At 49.4% G+C, this 20,160-nt stretch carries 11 protein-coding genes and 1 pseudogene; 4 read left to right on the forward strand and 8 right to left on the reverse strand.

Annotated elements, in window-relative coordinates; all coding sequences use genetic code 11:
- Positions 1-5 precede the first annotated feature (5 nt).
- From HY811_01325 to HY811_01335, 3 genes are read right to left on the reverse strand one after another with little or no spacing between them, the layout of a single operon-like run.
- A complete protein-coding gene (locus HY811_01325) occupies positions 6-1,307 on the reverse strand; it encodes a 4Fe-4S binding protein (GenBank protein ID MBI4833448.1) in 1,302 nt (433 codons plus the stop codon).
- The gene (locus tag HY811_01330) at positions 1,307-6,604 is read right to left on the reverse strand and encodes a PQQ-binding-like beta-propeller repeat protein (GenBank protein MBI4833449.1); all 5,298 of its coding nucleotides are present in this window, start codon (positions 6,602-6,604) and stop codon (positions 1,307-1,309) included. The genes HY811_01325 and HY811_01330 overlap by 1 nt, the downstream gene beginning before the upstream one ends.
- Positions 6,605-6,627: 23 nt before the next feature.
- Entirely contained in the window at positions 6,628-7,395 is a 768-nt protein-coding gene (locus tag HY811_01335) for a hypothetical protein (GenBank protein MBI4833450.1), read from the reverse strand.
- A 191-nt stretch (positions 7,396-7,586) separates the two neighbouring features.
- Here HY811_01335 and HY811_01340 point away from each other — a divergent pair.
- The 3 genes and pseudogenes from HY811_01340 to HY811_01350 all read left to right on the forward strand — a co-directional run bounded on the left by HY811_01340 (position 7,587) and on the right by HY811_01350 (position 9,842).
- Positions 7,587-8,786: pseudogene (locus HY811_01340) on the forward strand (DNA helicase UvrD).
- Positions 8,787-9,019: 233 nt separating this feature from the next.
- Positions 9,020-9,553, forward strand: coding sequence for a prepilin-type N-terminal cleavage/methylation domain-containing protein (locus HY811_01345; GenBank protein ID MBI4833451.1), 534 nt, complete (start codon positions 9,020-9,022; stop codon positions 9,551-9,553).
- Positions 9,554-9,602: 49 nt separating this feature from the next.
- Positions 9,603-9,842, forward strand: coding sequence for a winged helix-turn-helix domain-containing protein (locus HY811_01350; GenBank protein MBI4833452.1), 240 nt, complete (start codon positions 9,603-9,605; stop codon positions 9,840-9,842).
- A gap of 2 nt (positions 9,843-9,844) precedes the next feature.
- Here the strand turns inward: HY811_01350 and HY811_01355 are convergent, their stop codons facing one another.
- Genes HY811_01355 through HY811_01370 form a run of 4 tightly spaced genes read right to left on the reverse strand, consistent with a single transcriptional unit; the run spans position 9,845 to position 15,659 of the window.
- Positions 9,845-11,647: an ABC transporter ATP-binding protein gene (locus HY811_01355; protein MBI4833453.1), complete on the reverse strand. Its 1,803-nt coding sequence runs from the start codon at positions 11,645-11,647 to the stop codon at positions 9,845-9,847.
- Positions 11,644-13,407, reverse strand: a complete 1,764-nt coding sequence (locus tag HY811_01360; protein ID MBI4833454.1) for an ABC transporter ATP-binding protein — start codon at positions 13,405-13,407, stop codon at positions 11,644-11,646. The genes HY811_01355 and HY811_01360 overlap by 4 nt, the downstream gene beginning before the upstream one ends.
- A 58-nt stretch (positions 13,408-13,465) precedes the next feature.
- Positions 13,466-14,488, reverse strand: coding sequence for a methylmalonyl Co-A mutase-associated GTPase MeaB (gene meaB, locus HY811_01365; protein MBI4833455.1), 1,023 nt, complete (start codon positions 14,486-14,488; stop codon positions 13,466-13,468).
- Between the two features lies 1 nt (position 14,489).
- Positions 14,490-15,659 (reverse strand): acyl-CoA dehydrogenase family protein, encoded by a 1,170-nt coding sequence (locus HY811_01370; GenBank protein MBI4833456.1) that lies wholly within the window; start codon positions 15,657-15,659, stop codon positions 14,490-14,492.
- Positions 15,660-15,829: 170 nt separating this feature from the next.
- Here HY811_01370 and HY811_01375 point away from each other — a divergent pair, with 170 nt between their 5' ends.
- On the forward strand, positions 15,830-18,445 hold the full coding sequence (locus HY811_01375; protein ID MBI4833457.1) for an FAD-dependent oxidoreductase: 2,616 nt from the start codon (positions 15,830-15,832) through the stop codon (positions 18,443-18,445).
- 95 nt (positions 18,446-18,540) lie between these two features.
- On the opposite strand, the gene HY811_01380 is transcribed toward HY811_01375, so the two are convergent.
- A complete protein-coding gene (locus HY811_01380; GenBank protein ID MBI4833458.1) occupies positions 18,541-19,884 on the reverse strand; it encodes an ATP-binding protein in 1,344 nt (447 codons plus the stop codon).
- Between the last annotated feature and the right edge of the window lie 276 nt (positions 19,885-20,160).

Here is a 20,160-nt window from a genome sequence, read left to right on the forward strand (position 1 = left end):
GCTTATCACACCGGGATAGAAAGCCAGAGAATAAGCGCCGCATAGATTAAGGAGGAAAATACGCTTAAGCCAGCGGACACATTGCGCCCGCGGCGCATCAAAAGATAAATGCCGTAGGCAACCCCGATAACCATCAGGGCTATCTGGCAATACCAGACTCCCGGCTGCATCTTCCAGCCGCTCATTATGGAGGAAATCCAATCCGTATTGCCGAAGAGATTCCAGTTCCAGCCGAACGGGTCATTCAGCGTGTAAAGCATTTCCTTTATATGGATGGAAAACTGCTTGATAATCAGTCCCAGATGGGTGAAAATCAGGACCGGAATGAATGCATGTATGCGGGAAGAAAAGCCGAATAACGATACGCTGAATGATTTCATAATCGTAACGGCCAGGATAGCCATCACGAAAAGAGCGGAGATATGATATTGGTTAAAAGAGAAACGGGTTACCATGTATTCATTAACCCGTATCCCCAGCGCACTCGTATAAAAGGCGTGGAATAAAGTGAAAAGCAATAAGAGTATCACCAGAAAATTATAGGAGTGATTATCTGTATGAGCGCTTTTCAGGTCAGAAGCAGGCGCTCTTGCATTGATGGTGATATTATCATAAGGGCAGGCCTTCGGGCACTCCAGGCACAGCGTGCAGTGCATATTGGTATCCATGGTCGAAGGGAATTCGAAGACCGGACAGCCCACGCCTTTCTCATTACCGTTCAGGCAATCCTTATTGGGGCATTTAGCGCAAACATCCTGGTTGATACTGCGCAGTTCAAACGGCGCGAAGAGCGCGTACAATCCGCTCATTATTCCAACCGGGCAGGCATAACGGCAGAAAGATTTGCGGTTAAATAGGAAGACGAATATAATCGCCAGCGCAACCATGGCCAGCCCAATATAAGCGGTCATGCGCGGGTTCAGGGAAATCCCGATGCTGTATTCAAGGAAAACCATGACGCATAATAAGGTAACCGGCAGCCATAGTTTCCGCAGGAATGGCGGGATATCCGGCTTACTGCTTTCCAATCGCTTTTTGCCGCTTATCGCACCGAACCATCCGGCGATGGTATTCCACGGGCACACCGTACACCAGACCTTGCCGAAGATGATGGCGAAGATGCTTATTAAGGTGAGCCAGATAATGCCGGTGGCGACGGAGGCGATATTGCGGTATGTCCCGCCGAAAAGGCCGGCGTAGACAATCAGTCCGAACAAGAGGACGAACACGAGGCGGAGAATAAACAGCCACCACCTGGTTTTAGCCAGGTTTTTTATAATGCCCACAGTAAATAAATTATATTTCATTACTTGCTAAATGCCACAACAAACCTAACAAACGCCCCCTTAAGCGAGTAGTCGTTATTAATGGTCAGGTCATCGGAGAAATCGGTAAAGTTATAGCCGCCGCCGATATAAAAGCTGTCGGCAAGCTTATAAAGGACTTCGGCAAGGAATCCGCTTTTCGTGTCATCCGCCAGATATTGCCTCAAGGTGCGGTATTCCAAGCCGGCCGTCCACTTATCAAATATCTTATAATTGAAGCGCGTCAGGTGCAAGGTGGTCTTGCTATCCATCCACGGATAATTGACAACCTTTTCCTCGCCCTCTTTCAACGCGTATTTTTCGATTACCTCAAGTTTCTTGGTGACGTCATACGCCAATTCAATCGAATAAATATTAAGGCGCTGGCGGGTGATTCTTATCGCGTTAAGCAAATCGGCCTGGCTTGCCGGGTAATCGTCGGTCAGGCGCGTGTATTTGGCAAGGATGTTCAGCCTGTCCCAGTTTACCGGACGGTAGCCGACGCCAAGCCCGTATTCGCGGTATAAAGCCTCGGTCGTTTCGGTTGCCTGGTTTAAGGTCTGCGCCCAGTTGAAACGCCCGTCAATATAAAGATTGCGCTCCATGTTCCACTTGAACGAATTAGATGTAAGATACTGGTTCCTGTCTCCGACCATGGTATTCTCATCGAATCTTACTTCCAGCCGCGTGGTTATAACTAACGGCTTGGAATAATAGCCAATCGCCGTGGAAGCGCTGTAACGCTCGGTTTCGCTGGTATCATAATTCTGCAACCGGCTCTTTTCGAAATTGCCGTTCCAGCGCCAGTAGACATTTATTTGCTTATCCACCCCGACGCGCTGGGAATTAGCCTCGCTTATCTCGGACTTTTTATATTCCTGCTGGGTGTACACCCGTGTGGATTCATCCGGCTTATAGGCAGTGCCCGTGGTGAATAGGGATTCCCTGCCTTCGGTTCTGGTCAATCCCTGGCGGTAATTCGTATAAAGGCTCCATAGCTCGTTAAGTTTCGTTTCCACCCCAACGAGTTGCGCATTTCCGTCCGTCCCGCTGGTCGCTTCCACTCTGGCGGTAGAAACGATATCCATGGTGTCCGGGTCAACGATGCTTGCCGCCGCGCCTAAAGTCGTCTGGTAATTCGAGTCTCCGTTCAGGGTTGCCTGCTGGCCGAGATACGTCCTGAAAACCCCGCCGTAGAACTTGCGCTCCACCCTCGCGGCAACTATATCCGTATCGCGGTTGGTTTCCCCTTGGATGGCGTTAAGCGGAATATGCGCTTCTTGGTGGCGGTATTCGCCGTTAAACGCCCATTGGTTATTGGGCGTGTAGTTGCCGTGTAAAGAAGCGGTTTCCGTCCGCTTGGCTCCGACCTGGAATCTGGTGGCAAGGTTTTCCGTATCAAGCTCCAATAATTCCTGCGCGTCGTATCTGGCGATGAGATTGAGTTTTCCTTCCAGCATGGAATTGGAAACCGACAAGCCGTATTTCTCCGTCCCTTGCTGGTTAACGGTATCTGAGCTTATGAAATCAGGCTGGAGGCGCTTGTAATACGCGCTTATCGGCAGGCGGTCAATCTCGTTAATCGTTGTCTTGATGCTGTAAGCCGCTCCTTTCGGTTGCACGGCGTTCGGGATGTTACTGAAACTTAATCCGCCGTCCGTTGACAGCGAATTGGGAATCGCGAAGGAAACCGATTCCGCGTATTCGATATCCAGCTTGTTCTTGGTGAATAGGGTCAAGGACGTATTCGCGCCCCTTAATTCATAATTCTCATCGAGCGTCTCTTCCCTGATATAAGTCCCTCCTAATTTCACCTGGAACTGTTCGCCGGGTATCGGGATTTGCCGGCTGGCTGAACCGCCATAACTGCCCCTAGTCCAGTGGCTCCGGTCCGGCTCGTATTCATAGTCTATTATAATGTAAGCCGGATTCCCGTTTAAGAGCCCTGTTGAGATAAGGCCGTTGGAAGATTCAACCGAGGCAACCGGTTTGGTCAGGACTATCCGGCCGTTGGAATAATCTATCTCGTAATCATCGCCCTGCGACAATGGCGTATTGGATAAAGTCAGGTTGGTGATTTTATCGCGCACTTCAATGCGGATTTGTTCCGAGCCCCGGACGACATTCCGGTTTTCCAGGTAATAAAATGTCCCGCCGGTCGCCTTGAATTCGTTATGGCCGCTTAACTGTTTAGCCTGCGCGCCGAACAGCGTTGCATTGGTCATCGTCTTTTGGTCATTGTTCGTTTTATTAACATATACCTTTGCCCCATAAAGAGTCCGATTATAATTAAGCAACTCCGTTTTATTCAATCCCGTCTGGTAATTCCCGACCACCAGGTTACTGCCGCTGGGCAGGTGCTCTGCCAGAAGATAAACCGGCCCTTGCGTATTGGTCGCATCCCAAGATACTTTGGACGTATCGCCGTAAGTGAGATAATATTTATCCGGGTCGATATAACGGGACAAACTACGTTCATTCTCACGGTTTGCGATTCTATCTGTATCAACGGATGAAGTAATGCGGTACTTCCCGTTAATGGTCGTCTTTAAATAACCGGCAACCCGGCCCTGGCCGTAAGCGCCGTCATTATACATATCATTATGCTTTACCGGATTAATATTGCCGCTCGTATTATTGTAGCCGGCAACGCCTTCTCCTAAGATGACCAAGTCTAAGGAGTCCGTAGAGTTTGTAGAATTCTTGGAGTTGACAGGGAAGTTCACTTTGCACAATAACCCTTCCGTAACTCTCACTACTTTTGAACTATTAAACCCTTGAACTTTTAAACTTAAGAGGTGCGTTCCCGGCATCACCCCCGGCACGTGGTATTTCCCGTCCTTATCCGTGGTGATGATTGTCCCGTCTTCCATTATAATTTTCGCCTTGGCTATACCCTTTTCGCCTTCATCCTGGACGCCGTTGTTGTTGGCATCCTCAAAGACCTTTCCGATAATCGTCCCCAAATCGAATATCGGGTCGGGAATGACCGTGACCGATTCGCGCGCGGTATTGGAACGCCCCTCGGTGACCGGCGGGACATTGTAATAATATACCGCATACGCCTTGTTTTCATACTTGCCGAAAGTGACTCCGCTTCCCACGACTAATTGATAAGTTAAAATCTTACTCTCGCCGACAATAAAATCACCCGCGTCAAAGGCAAGCGTTGCCGCACCGGTCGGGTCGGCCTGCTTAACCCCGTTCAGCAACGTCGAACCCCGGACATATTTAAAGCCAAAAGGAATCCGGTCGTAAACGGTCGTCGTCCTCGTGGCATCGGTCGGGTCAGGGCCTTTGTTGGTAATATTGATTTGATACGTTACGATATCGCCGATTGTTACTTGCTGCTTATTAGCTTTCTTGGTAAGGGAAATATCCGCCGGGTCGGGCGGCGCTTGTCCGATGGCGTAAAGCTTGTCGTCATTGGCGCCGACATAAACTACCGGGCTTATTGCAGAGCTGTTTGCCAGCGCCGGAGTGGAACGGATTGGCTGTCCCGTATTATAATCCCAGTTGGCGATCCCTGTCGGCGAGATAGAATATAATTTACCGTCATCCGAACCGATATAAACCGCGCCGGTTGAATCAATGGTCGGCGATGAACGGATATTATTTCCGGTAACAAAAGGGAATCCGGCAACGATTGCACCGGTAGGATCCAGGCAATAAAGCTTGTCGTCATCCGACCCGAAATAGATATTGCCTCCGGCATCGACGGCTGGTGATGAATAAACCGCCCCGTTGGTCTGGTAGCGCCACTTCAATGTCCCGTCCGCATTTAACGCGTACAAATAATTATCCAAAGAGCCGATGTAAACCGTTCCGTCCGCCGCTATCGCCGGAGATGAAACGATGCCGCTACCGGTCGGGTAAGACCACTTGATGGTGCTATCCGGATTCACGGCGTAAACCCTGCCGTCTGCCGAGCCGACATAAATCGTCCCGTCCGCCGCTATCGCCGGCGATGTCTCCAGCCACGGCCCACACTGGCGCGACCATTTGAAACTACCGTCGTAATTAATCGCGTAAAGATTGCCGTTAATCGAGCCGACGTAAACCGTCCCGTCCGCGCCGATTGCCGGAGAAGATTTCAGCCAGCTTCCCGTATCATAAGTCCATTTCTGCGTCCCGCCCGGATTGATTGCGTGGAGCATGCCGGATGCCGCGCCGATAAAAATGGTGCCGTCCGCGGCAATCGCCGGGGATGAATGAACCAGCCCGCCGATTACATACGGACCCGCCCAGACAGTGGAACTCGATGGCGTGATTTTGTAAAGGTTGCCGTCGTAAGAGGCAATGTAAATATTATTGGCGGCGTCTATTGCCGGTGACGATTCCACATCTCCGCCTGTAGAAAATGCCCATTTGAACGTATTGGTTATCGGCCCCTGATACGGGCTTAAGCCGGTGTGCCTAAGGTCGTGGTGGAACATCGGGCTGGGGGAATTCAAGAGCGCCGAGCCATCCGCAATCACGTTGACGTCCGCCGTGGCTGATGCCGTAAAGCCCTGGTTATCCGCCAACTCCATCTTTACCGTGTATGTCCCGACTCCCGGATACGTATAGGAAGAGGTTTTTATTTTGCTGTATGCCGTATCCCAGACGCCATCGTTGGTGTAATCCCAGCGCACCATCAAAGCCGAGGCGGTTTCGTGGAGGTCATAAGATGCCGAGCCGTCAAGGTAAAACGCCGTGGAAACCGTGCCGGTAACCGGGATGGCCGTAAGGATGGCGACTGGGGGTAATTCGGGCACCTCGCTTTCTTTCTGGTTAAAGTTGATGATACTGCCGACCACCACGGCCAATCCGCCAAAATGCCATAGACCAAGTTCCGTCTTCTCCCCGATTTGCGATGCCACCTTCGTAACCATCTGGATATCCGAAACAAACTCGGCCGAAGATCCCGCGAGCTTCGTCCCAATCTTTAAAAGGCCTTCGGGCGTTTTCTGGTAATAGACTATCTCGTATTTCTCCGGCGGCGAGAATTCTATGAGGTTCGTGTATTTCTCGTAAGTGATTTCCTTTCCGTCCAGCAGAATCTTTTCCGGAATCCATGCCTGGTTAACCCGCGACGGGGTCTTGCTGATGGAAACGTCATCCTTTGCCCAGGCATACATGATATAATAGTAATATGCCTCAGCCGGAGCCATGGTCTTGGTAAAGCGGTCGAGCACCACGGAATCTACCTGGTTTAAAACCTCCTGCCAGCGGTAAACAACCTCGATAGTTTCGGCAGACAAGGAAAGATTCACTGCGGCTATTATTATAAAAATATAAATAAAAACAGCTTTCCTCATTCTTCCTCGCTATTCACTCCTCACTACTCGTTACTCTCCAAGAAATCCAATCTCCTCGTCTTTTCCGTAATCACTGTCTGCGCCCCGGTAGTCTGGTAAGCCAGAAGGATAATCTGGGTGCGGTATTCTCCCTCATACAACAACGCCTTGACCAAGCCGGAGAAAGGGAGGGGCGGGGCATACCAGATAGCGCCTTCATAGCCATCTTCATCCGGTATCAGGTTTACCTTATCGCACTTAAGCCAGGTTTCTTTATTGTTTACGTTTATCTGCACCTCATCGGTTTCCTTTTTACCCGAATGTTCCGGCTGGGTAAAAGGAATCGGCGGGATGCTCCGGGTCATTTCATAGAAGAGCCCTTCCGCGCTCAGGCGCGTCCGCACTTCCCAGCGCTTCAGCTCTATTTCCACCGCCTGCATGTTATTGAATTTCATGATTAGCTTGAAGGGCTGGGGATTGCCTTTTTCATCCACCATGAATTTGAAGACACGTTGCTGGTCGGTGCCGTCGTTTATGACGTATTCCACCCAGAAATACTCGGCATCTTTCCAGAGCGCCTTGCTGGTGATGCTGATTTTGACGATGCCTTCGGAAAGCTGGCTGGGATTGGCTTCCGGGCTGTATTTGACATAGCGCCGGAGGCGGTAGGTGACGGATTCGCCGATGGAGAAGGAGGAAGGCAAGGCAAGCCGTGAAGCGGCGGGGACAAATTCCGTAACAACCAGCTTCTCCACCCCCTTACAGCCGAACGCTGACAAAACAAACAATAGGCAAAGGCATAATTTCTTCATGGCAAGTCAATTATAAATTTAGATTGTAACGGGGTCAAGGTAAAAAATTTTCATATATTTTTATTTTTTGGCTTGACAAAGTCATAATTATGGTTTATACTTTTAGCGTTAGTTTTAAATAGTGTGCTTCTAAGAAACCGTCAGGCATAGCGTGAGCTTTGCTTGAATATAAAATAAGGAAGAAGTTCCCAATGAAGTTCATTGCGGACTTTCACATACATTCCAAATACAGCCGGGCGACCAGCCCGGAGATGAATGTCGAAATACTCTCCCGCTGGGCAAAAATCAAGGGCATCAAACTTTTAGGCACGGGCGATTTTACCCACCCCAATTACTTCGCGGAACTACGCTTGCGCCTGACAGACGCAGGGAACGGATTCTTCACCCTAAAGAAAGGCGAAAAATCCACCCACTTCATCCTGAGCGCGGAAATCAGCAATATCTTCACCCAAAACGGCAAAGGCCGGAGAATCCATACGCTCATCCTGGCCCCCAGCTTCGACGCGGTCAGCAAGATAAACGCCAAGTTGAAGCGCATGGGCAACGTTTCCTCGGACGGACGCCCCATCTTCGGGCAGCCGGTCAAGGAGATGGCCAAGATGATCATGGATACCGCTCCGGAATGTTTCCTCGTGCCAGCGCATGCCTGGACGCCCTGGTTTTCCCTCTACGGGGCGAATTCCGGGTTCGATTCCATCGAAGAATGCTTCGGCGAAGAGGCCAAATACATCCACTGCATCGAAACCGGGCTCTCTTCCGACCCGGCGATGAACTGGCGGCTCTCCAAACTGGATAAGGTTGCCTTGATTTCCAATTCCGACGCGCACTCACCCCGTAAAATCGGACGGGAGGCGAACGTCTTTGACGCGGAGTTTTCCTATAAATCCATCATCGATACCCTCAAGGCCAGGGACCCCAAGCGATTCCTTTACACGATAGAATTTTTCCCGGAGGAAGGCAAATACCATTTCGACGGGCACCGCGACTGCAACGTGGCGCTTTCGCCCGCGGAAAGCAAGAAGAACAATAACCTCTGCCCCAAATGCAGGAAGCCGCTCACCATCGGCGTCATGCACCGGGTAGAGGCGCTGGCCGACCGGCCGGAGGGATTTGTCCCACCCAACAGCATCCCCTATAAAAACCTGGTTCCGCTGGAGGAAATCATCGCGGATGCGCTCGATGTCTCCACCGGAACGACCACGGAAGAAGCCGCCTACGACAAGCTGATTGAAAAATGCGGTAGCGAATTCAAGATACTCCTGGATATGCAACTGGATGAAATCTCCCACTTCGCGGACGATAAAGTCGTAAAAGGCATCAAACTGGTCCGGGAAGGGAAGCTCCATATCGAACCGGGCCACGACGGCGTTTACGGGAAAATCAGGATTTTCGAACACACCCCGCCGAAAGACGCACCGGCAAGCCAGCTTTCCTCTTTCAGGTTTGCCCCGCCCAGCCAGATGAAGCTTTTCTAAATTTCCCCGGTGCCCTTATGGAACAAATCCGGCTTTATTCGTGCCATTCGTGTTTATAAATCAGCGCATAAAAAAAATGAATAATTTTCAAAATTAGAGTTGACATTTCAGGTTTTTGCGGTTATACTATTGCCGGAGGAATTTAAAATATGCAAAATAAAAGATTACATCATGGGAAAAACACGGGCTTCACGCTGATAGAACTCCTGGTCGTCATCGCCATCATTACGGTATTAGCCACGTATCTCATGGTAAACTTCCTGGGGTTTAACTGTTCGGCCAGGCAGGCGGCATCCAAGGCGGCCATCAGCGCCATGTCCGAATCCTTAGAATTATTCTACGCGGACTACGGCGGCTATCCCAAACAGGCCGCGTCAAACTTTTCGTCATCGGTCCTGGTCGAGGCTTTGAAAGGCGACCTGACCGCCGACCCGCCCAAAAAGCAATACTATCCCTTCAAAAGGGGGGAAACCGGACAGGGCGGCGAATGGGTCAACAAACTGGGATTCCCCTATTATTACCGCAATAATAACGCAGAAAATTATTCCAGCAAAAAACCACCCCCGCCCGACGTGCGGAATATAAGCACCTTTGATATCTGGAGCCAGGATTGCAAGACCCCTGAAGGCATGACTGACCCCATGCAAATAGCCGGTAAGACGATTATTTGCAATTGGGAATAACGGTTAATAATCAAGAGGAATTTTGAAATTAGTTATAGAAGGAGGGGATATTATGCTGCCACAAATAGGCGAGACTGCCGGACAGGTCTGGTATGCACTGGGCAAAAACGGGAAGACACCTGCAAGCAAACTGGGGAAAATGCTCAATCTTTCCCCCGAACATGTGCACCTGGCAATAGGCTGGCTGGCACGGGAAAACAAAATTCATCTTTCCTTTGACGGCAAAACAGCCAATGCCGAACTGACGGACAGCGAAAAGAAGGCCTACGCGCACCACTGCAAGAAATAAGCTTAAGCCTTGAACTGGAGCTTGTAGAGCTTGTAGTAGATGCCTTTTCTTTCCAATAGTTCCCGGTGGGTTCCCATTTCTTTCAACTCGCCGTGATGTATCACCAAGATTCTATCCACGTTTTTGATGGTGGAAAGGCGGTGGGCAATGATGATGGACGTTCGGCCTTTTATCACCTTCTTTATGGCGTCCTGGATATAGCTTTCCGTTTCTACGTCGATGGAGGAAGTGGCTTCATCCAGAATCAATATCCTGGGATCGAAGACCAGTGCCCTAGTAAATGAAAGGAGCTGGCGCTGGCCCGTGGAAAAAGTGACGCCGCGCTCCGCAACCGAGCCCTCGTATTGGTTGGGCAATTGTTCGATAAACGTATCCGCATGGACATACTTCGCGATTTCCCGGCATTTCTCCAGGCTGATATTTTTCTCACCCAAACAGATATTGTCAAGGACCGTGCCGGAAAAGAGGAATACATCCTGGAGGACTATTCCCATCTGTTTCCGCAATTCGGACTGGCGCAGGTTACGGATATCCACTCCGTCGATAAGTATCCGCCCTTTGCCGACGTCATAGAACCGGGAAAGCAGGTTGATGATGGTGGATTTGCCGCTACCGGTTATCCCGACGATGGCGATGCTTTCACCGGGCTTGACCGAGAATGATATATTCTTCAGGACATAAAGAGGCGGGGCTTCCTTATTCTCATCCGAAGGATAGGCAAACCAGACGTCTTCAAACTTTATTTCGCCCTTTATTGCGGGCAAAGGAATCGGCTTTTCCGCATCGACGATATCTTCGGGCGTATCCATAATCTTAAACACCCTTTCAGCCGAAGCCATGGCGGACTGGAAAAGGGTGTATTTATCCGCCAAATCCTGTATCGGGTCGAAAAAGTGCATGGTATAGGTCAGGAAGGTAACCAGGACGCCTAATTCGATGACTTTATCAAAAACCGCGCTGCCCCCGTAATACAACACCAGCCCGATAGAAACAGCCCTCATGATAGTTACCGAAGAAATAAACGAACCGTCATATTTAATCGAACGGTAGCATGCATCAAAATGCTCCTTGTTGATATCGTTAAACAGTTCCTGGTTTTTATCCTCCCGGTTGAATAATTTGGTGATGCGGATTCCCGCGACATTTTCCGCGATATAGGCGTTAATCCGGGCAAGTTTTATCCTGATATCACGGTAGGCATTGCGTATCCGCACTTTAAAGAAAAAGGTCAGCGGAATCAGGAATAACGCAATTGAAAGTGCGATTAAGGTCAAATAGATATCCATCCACCACATCACGATAATAAGGCCGATAAGCATTACGACATCCTGGAAAACCGTAATCAGCCCGACCGAAAATAATTCGCTCAATGTCCCAATATCGTTGGTGACGCGGGTGACGAGGCGGCCGACCGGGTTTTTATCGAAGAACCGGAGCGACATTTTCTGCAGGTGGGAAAAGAGCCGCGCCCTCAAATCAAACATTATTTTCTGCCCCAGGTAGGCCAAAACATAGGTGGAAACATAATCGGTAAGCCAGCTTAAAAGCATCACCGCCAGGTAAAGTGCGGACAGGCTGTATAATTCCTGGAAATTCCTGGGCTTAATCCCTAAATCTATTATCAAGCCTATCAGCCTCGGCCCGGCAAGGAAACACGCGGTTGAAACCAGCACCAAAAAGAGCCCCAGTGCAAAGACGGCGTAATATGGGCGGGCATAACCAAACAGCCTCCTCATGAGCGTATGGTCATACACCTTGCCGAGGATTTCATCATCCGCGTGATAACTTTTTCCGTGGCCTCTCATTCAATCCTCTCCAAATCGCTGATTAATTCCTGCTGCCTGTAGAAACCGGAATACCTGCCTTTTTTGGCCAATAATTCCTGGTGGGAACCGGTTTCGACGATGCGGCCTTTTTCCATGAAGATTATTATATCCGCAATCTTCACGACCGGCAGGCGGTGCGAAATGATTACGGTCGTAATGCCGGGCAATACGGTCTTGAACCGGCTCAAAATCGTTTCCTCGGTTTCCACGTCCACGCTGGAAAAACAATCATCCAGGACGAGTATTTTGGGCTTCTTAGCGAGTGCTCGCGCAATGGTGATGCGCTGTTTCTGCCCGCCGGAAAGGTTTACCCCCCGTTCTCCCAGGAGCGTCTCGTATTTTTCCGGGAAGCTTTCGATATCCTGGTTAATCATGGATAACTCCGAAGACTTCCTGATATTCGGCATCTCCGAATCGATCGTTTGAGACAGGCCGAACCCGATATTTTCTTTTATGCTTTCGGAAAAGAGAAATACGTCCTGCGGGGTGAATCCGATTCGCCTGCGGAGTTCCCCCAAATCATATTGCCTGATATCAACCCCGTCAATCAAGACGCTTCCTTCGGTCGGGTCAAAGAGCCGCGGGATGAGGTTTATCAAGGATGTCTTGCCGCAGCCGACCGGTCCCATAATCGCCACGGTCTTGCCCGCCGGTATTTTGAGGCTTACTCCGGCTAAAGCCGGTTCTTTCTGCACACTTTCCAGCCCAAGCCCCTGGTAGGCCAATCCGACGTTTTTAAACTCGATTGCACCCTCTATTTCTTTGGCGACCGGTTGCGCGGGCGAAACGATTTCCGCTTTCGCATTAAAGATTTCCCTCAAGCGCTGCATGGAAGCGGCCGAACGCTGGAATATGGAAATCGTCCAGCCCAGCGCCATCATCGGCCAGAGCAGCCTGCCCATATATAAAGTGAAAGCGACAAAAGTGCCCGGGGAAATGACCCCGTTAATCACTTCCTTGCCGCCGAAATAGAGAACCACCAAAATGCCCGCAGCAGCGCAAAAATGGAGCGTGGGTGAAAAAACCGCCTCCACTTTGGCAAGCGAAAGATTTTGATTCACATATTTGTCGTTTATCTCTTTAAAACCGGCTTTTTGGTTTTCCTCCTGGGCGAATGACTTCACGACGCGGATGCCGGCGAAGTTTTCCTGCGCGTATGTGCTTATTTCCGCCGAGGTCTCCTGTATATCCTTGAAACGATGGTGGATAAGATTCCCCATACGGTTGACGAAAAACGGCAGGAACGGCAATAGGAACATGCTCAAAATGGTGAGCTTCAGGCTCAGGAAAATCATTATCACCGGAACGGTGAATATATAAACGATGATATCCGCCCCGATAAAAAGCCCACGGGCATAAAACTGGCGCACGGCCTCGATATCGCTGGTCGCACGGGACATGATATCCCCGGTATAAGTCCGGTTAAAATAATTGCTGGAAAGGGTTTGCAGGTGGGAAAATAATTCCTCCCGGATATCGCGCGCCACCTTGAAGGAAGTCCCGAAGAAGAAAATACGGTACCAGTATCTGCCCCTTCCCTGGATGATGCCCAATCCGACGTAGATTATCGCATACCATATAATAATTGCCAGCGCATTCGGCTTGGATAAATCGTCAATCGCGTATTTGATGACCAGCGGGAAAGCGACATCCACCAGGTCGACGATTCCCAGCAGGATTATCGCCATGAAAAACTGCCACCGGTAACGCTTGAAGTATATCCAAAAAGCCTTAAACATAAATTGTTTTTATATAAAATCGAGGGTTCCGATCCGCTTAGGGTAAAAACAGCGGGCCTTAACTTCGCTTTTTCGGAATGCCTGATATTTGTTTCATTATCACATCAACCGATTTATAAACATTCGTCTTGCCGCTTAAAATCTCATCAACAGATTTATCGATAAGCGTCCTTATTTTTTTATCATTGCCGATAAAGTCCTCGAACTCCTTGAAAACGAGCGACTTTAGTTTCTCTTTGACGATAAGTTTGCGCTTCAGGGATAACTCCCCGCTTTCTTTCAAGTGATGCCAGCGCTCTTCTAGAAAACCCAGGACCTCCGTGATGCCGACTGAATTGATTGCCTCGGTCTTGAATATGGGAATAGCGGTTTTGCATCCATCCGAGAGCGAAGTCTTATTCCGGCAATTCAAGGATATTTCGCCCCCCGAAGTTTCACTTGGGGGACTCCATTTCATTTCGCACGTGTTCCTAATGGCATCTATCAGGTTATCCGCACCGGGCCGGTCGGATTTATTCATCACGATTACATCGGCTATCTCCATGATACCCGCCTTCATCGCCTGGATGGCGTCGCCTGATTCGGGCGAAAGGACGAGGATGGTCGTATCTACATTCTTGAATATCTCTATCTCGGACTGGCCCACCCCGACCGTTTCTATGATGACGTATGATTTGCCGGAAGCATCGATGATATCCGCCGCGTCGGAGGTGCTCCGGCTGATGCCGCCTATCCAGCCGCGGGTAGCCATGCTCCTGATAAAAACGCCGGCATCAATCCCGATTTTCTGCATCCTGATACGGTCGCCCAGGATTGCCCCGCCGCTGAAGATACTCGAAGGGTCAATGGCGATAATGCCGACCGTTTTATTGCGCTTCCGCAAATTTATGGCCAGCTCGTCGACCAGGGTGCTTTTCCCCACGCCGGGCGGCCCAGTAATCCCTATCCGGTGTGCTTTACCCAGGTGCGGGTAAAGTGCTGATAAAAGCTTGGTGGATTTATCGGCGTCGTTTTCAACCAGCGAAATAGCCTTGGCCAAGCTCGGCTTATCTCCGGCTAAAATCTTTTTCTTATCAATCATTTTATTGGCGCGAAGAAACCCAGTTTTTGCCGAATAATTCCTTGTTTATGACTATTCGCTGGATTTCTGACGTGCCTTCGTAAATTTCCGTTACTTTGGCGTCGCGGAAAAACCTCTCCACCGCAAACTCCTTGGTATAACCCATCCCGCCGTGTATCTGGACGGTTTCCTTGGCCGCCTTATTGCATACGGTCGAGGCGAATAATTTCGCCATGCAAGCCTCTTTTATATGGGGCTGTTTTTTATCTTTGAGCAAAGCCGCCTGGTAAGTCGAAAGCCGGGCGGCATTTATTTCTGTGGCCATATCGGCTATCTTCCACTGTATTGCCTGGAATTCCGCCAGTGCCTTGCCGAATTGTTTCCGCTCCTGCGCGTATTTCATCGCGGCGTCAAGGCATGCCTGGGCAATACCAACAGACTGCGCGGCAATCCCGATTCGGCCGCTGTTTAAAAGTTCCATCGCGAGATTAAACCCCTTGTTTTCCTCGCCCAGCATGTTTTCCGCCGGCACGGCGCAATCTTCCAAGACAATCTCGCTCGCTTTGGCGCCTTTTACGCCCATTTTTTCCTCGATTGTGCCAAGCTTAAAACCCTTGAATGACGGCTCAACCAAAAACGCGCTGATGCCTTTGCCCCTCAAAGATTTATCCGGATTGGTCCGGGCAAAGACAATCGAAACACTGGCAATCGGGGCGCTCGTGATAAAAATCTTGTTGCCATTAAGGATATATTGATTGCCTTTCTTGTCCGCTTTGGTAATAAGCGAAGCGGCATCGCTTCCGGAAGCCGGCTCGGTCAAGGCGTATGCCCCGATAATTTCCCCACCGCCAAGCTTGGGCAGGTATTTCTTTTTCTGCTCGGTTGTCCCATATTTTACCAGTGCGTTGCAAACAAGAGAATTATGGACGGACATGGTTACCGAGGTTGAGGCACAGACGCGGCTGATTTCTTCCAGGACCAAGACAAGTGAAAACGTATCCAGCCCCGCCCCGCCGAATTCATCCGGCACGATAATCCCCCAAAAGCCCAGTTCCGCCAGCTTCTTGATTACTTCCTGCGGTATCCGCTCCTCGCGGTCTATTTGCTTGGCGTATTTGGAAAGGGTTTCTTGGGCAAATTCGCGTGCGGTATCCCTGATTAGCTTCTTCTCTTCATTCAATTCGAACAACATAAGGTCGTTTATTATAGGATTAATTAGCCCACTGTCAAACAAATCAATCCGCCATCGCTCCGGAACAACGACCGTTTATGTCACTCTGAGCAGAGTAAAGAGCCTAATCCGTGAGAATAGATTCTTCTCCCGTCCCGCCTGGCGGGACCGGCTCAGAATGATATGATAAAATGTTTGACCGATTCGGATACTTCGATATAATCTATTTAAGACGTATGGTCACCATTAAAATAAACAATGCCGAATTAACCGTCGCGGAAGGATTAACCATCCTCAAAGCGGCGCTGGCGAATAATATCTATATCCCGCACCTTTGCGCACATCCGGATTTGCCGCCTTCGCAGGATTCAAGGACTTCCGATAAAATATTCCGCGGCGACCTCAAATCAACTAATGAACCGGTGAACAATTTAACCGAAGTCATCGGCTGCCAGTTATGCCTGGTTAAAATAGGCGGGGTGGATAAGCCTCAGCGTTCTTGCGCCACGATAGTTAAAAACGGGATGTCCATAGAAACTGATACACCGGAATTATTGTCCCTTCGGAAGGACAATCTCTCTAAAATAATTGCCGAGCACCCGCATTCCTGCCTGACCTGCGCCCAGCATGAAGGCTGTTCCTTGACCCAATGCTCCAGCAACGTCCCTAATAACGAGCGGTGCTGTCCCAAATTCGGCAAATGCGAACTGCAAAAGGTCTCCGAGTATATCGGCATCAAGGCAGAAACGCCCCGCTACAAACCCAAGGAGATGCCTGTTATCGAAATAGACCCGCTTATCAAGCGCAATTATAACTTATGCATCGGCTGCACCAGATGCGTGCGCACCTGCAAAGACCTGCGCGGGATAGAGGCATTGGGATTTGTCATAATCGGCGGCAAGGTTGTTGTCGGCTCGCATGAACCGGCGCTTAAGGATTCCGGATGCAAGTTCTGCGGAGCGTGCATAGAAGTCTGCCCGACCGGCGCGCTTATGGATAAAGATGTAAAATCAACCGAGCGCGAAACGGATTTAATCCCCTGCAAATACACCTGCCCGGCGGGCATTAATGTCCCTGAATATATCCGCCAAGTAAAACTGGGCAATCAGGATAAAGCATTGGAAGTGATAAAAGAATCGGTTCCGCTTCCCGCGGTTTTGGGGAATGTCTGCTTCCATCCCTGCGAGGAAGTCTGCCGCCGTAAGGAAGTTAACGAACCGATTGCAATCTGCGCACTCAAACGGTACGCAACAGATAATAGTACCGAAAAACCACAATCTAAAAACTCTAATCTAAAAACTAGCCACATTGCAGTGATTGGCTCAGGACCTTCCGGACTGACTGCCGCGTATTATCTTGCCAAAGAAGGTTATCCGGTAACCGTATTTGAATCACAGCCCAAGGCCGGCGGGATGATGCGTTACGGCATCCCGGCTTACCGGCTGCCTGATGAAATACTGGACGCGGATTTAAAACACATCACGTCAAGCGGTGTGGAGATAAAACTGAACCAGACTCTCGGAAAAGATTTCACCGTGGAAAGCCTTAAAAAAGACGGATTTAAAACCATCCTTATTTCTACCGGCGCCCAGATGGCCAAACAAATCCCGCTTAAAGGATTAAATCTAACATCTGATACCCAACAACTAACATCTGTATTATGGGCGATGGATTTCCTGCGCGGTGTCCGCCAGGGGAAAAAATACACAATCCCATCAAAAGTCTTGGTCATCGGCGGCGGGAACGTGGCAATAGATACAGCGCTTACCGCCAAGAGACTCGGCGCCAAGAGCGTTGAGATGGCATGCCTGGAATCAGCCGATGAAATGCCCGCCCATGACTGGGAAATAGAACAGGCGCGCGAGGAAGGGATAACCATAAATAATTCCTGGGGTCCGGAGGAGCTTATCGGAGATTCCAACTGCGTCAAAGGCGTCTGCTTCACCAAGTGCACCGCGGTTTTTTCCGCCGAAGGCGGATCCGCCTTTGGCGGAGACTCTGCTAAACGCTTCAATCCCCAGTTTGACAAGTCCGTTACCCATAAAATAGAGGCGGATATGGTCATTCTTGCCATCGGCCAGAAACCGGATAAGGAATTGCTCCAAAAGATGGGATTGGATGTGGCAAATTCCGGCGCAATCAAGGTGGATGAAAATTCACTGGAAACAAATCAGCCCGGCATCTTTGCCTGCGGTGAAGCCGCGCATAATCCGAGCTCGGTCATCCAATCTATCGCCGAAGGAAAGAAGGTTGCCGTCTCGATTGACAAGCATCTCGGCGGCGACGGCAAACTTGTAACTTCTAGCATGAAACTTCTAACTCCTAATCCCCTCTTCGGCCGCGATGAATCCTTCTCCTCCTGGCAGCGCGTCAAGATGCCCACGAGACCGATAGCGGAAAGGGTAAATGATTTCGGGCAGATAGAAAAGGGGTTCAGTAAAGACAATGCGATAAAAGAAGCCGCGCGGTGCTTGCAATGCGATATGCGGTTCTGCATCACGCCGGTTACCTTCCCGCCCAAGAAAGAGTCGCACCTAAAGTTTGACGCCCAATCACTTGACGCAGTCCCGGAAAAGGAAGGCGTATATCAGTTGCTGGATGACGCCAAGAACGTGCTGATTATAAAAGGGGTAGCAAACCTGAAAGAGGGACTGAAGGAACAGCTCTCAAATAGCAAGGCAAAGCATTTCACCTTTGAGCTTGAACCGTATTATACCAAGCGCGAAAGTGAATTGATACAGCATTATATCTCCCAGCACGGCAAGATGCCCGAAGGCTCAAGCAGTGAACTGGATGATTTGTTTTAGGCAATAAACAACGGGATTAAACGCCTGCCCGTCCAGAGCAAAGCGTAGGCGGGGATTATCCATCCAAGAGTAAACAAGCCGCTGATTACGATGATTTATTCTCCCAACACCTGCGGCAGGAGCCAGGCATAGGCAAGCGGCAGGTAGATAACCTGTGTCGGTGTTATTTCATCCCAGCCGGCATAGTCGCGGGTAAAAACAATTATCTTCTTTGCCTTTATCCGCCTGCCGAAATTCACCAACGCCCACCTGCCGGATTTCTCCAGAGGGAAATCATATAACGCGCCGACCAGGTGCCTGACCAATCCGTGCTTCAGGCAGAAGCCGGTAACATCGCTCGTCTCGCTCGCCCAATATTTTATATCTTTTATCCACGGAATAAACCGCAATTCGTTATAGACTAAATTATCAATAAGCGCTTTCCGGTCTGTGCGGGTATCAATTGGCTGGAATGAATCTGCCAGCATATTCCTTAACCCATTGTCATTGAAATATAAAATCGGCGCACCTTTATCAGGATAAGGGAAAACCTTATTAACGCAATAATCGGATTCAAGCGCATCTATAAAAGCCGAAACCTTGCGCCATTCTGCCTTGATTTCCTGTGCTAACTTATTAACGTTTAAGACCGTACCGTGTATGCGGGTTAACTCGTCCAGAATCTTCCTTTGTTGGGTTTGCTCTAACCGTTCTTGCTTGGACTTGGGCTGGTGGGAAAACTGAGCCTGGTAAATCTTCCGCAAAATAGCCGGACGCTTGGAAAGGGTATATTCCTTAACCGTTTCGGCGTATCCGCCGTAACGCAGGTATCCATCCAAAACAGGAAGCGCTAAGGTGTAAAAACTGCTTTTGGGCAAATCCTTTATTTTCTCCGGCAGTTTGTATTTAGGCAGGTAAATATTATTCGGGTTAAGCATCCGGTTCCAGTATTCCGTGTAAGAGACCATACCGAGTTCAAATCTTTGAATATTGTCATTCTGACCCCGATTACTGTCGGGGGAAGAATCTCTAACCGAACTCGCCATAATTAGTTTACTATTATCCATTAACTTTTCCAGCTCCTGAACCATGGCGGAATCAAGGTGCTGGACTTCATCAAGGAAAATCCAGAGCCGTGTTTTCTTATCCGGGCTGAATCCGTTAATGAATCCGGCGACATCATCCGCTCCGGTGAATCCTTCGCGCGTCAGGACATCGTCCAGATTAAAATAGAATATGGCGGAAGGCGGAATCGACTTTTCCTTGATAAGGTGTCTGATAGTCAATTGAAGAAGAGTGGTTTTTCCCGCACCGCGCGGGCCGGAAAGGAGTATCGGCTTATCGCCTTTAAGCGCGTCCAATAATTTGGGCAATAATGAACGGTCAAAAGACCAGCTTATGAGTTTGGATTCATCCTGGCGCCAAGGGTTTTGCTGTAGGAAATTCTCCGCATTAAACATAAAAACTCCTTTCCTTTTTGCCACAAAGACACCAAGCCACTAAGAAAAATTAGACCTTTCTTTGCGCCTTTGCGGTGAACCTTGTCAACTCAAATCTTCCACTTTGTCAAGTCTTTTCTTCCATTTTGTCAACCCAAATCTTCCGTTTATTCTATAAAACTCAATATAATCAACAACCATCTTCAATATAGTGAGTTTCTTATGTGCATTATATTAAAAATGTATCTTTTCATACCCCTCTGTGCCCTCTGTGGTCGTATTTTACCCCAAAAAAGT

The sequence above is a fragment of the Planctomycetota bacterium genome (assembly GCA_016207825.1).
GTDB lineage: Bacteria > Planctomycetota > MHYJ01 > JACQXL01 > JACQZI01 > JACQZI01.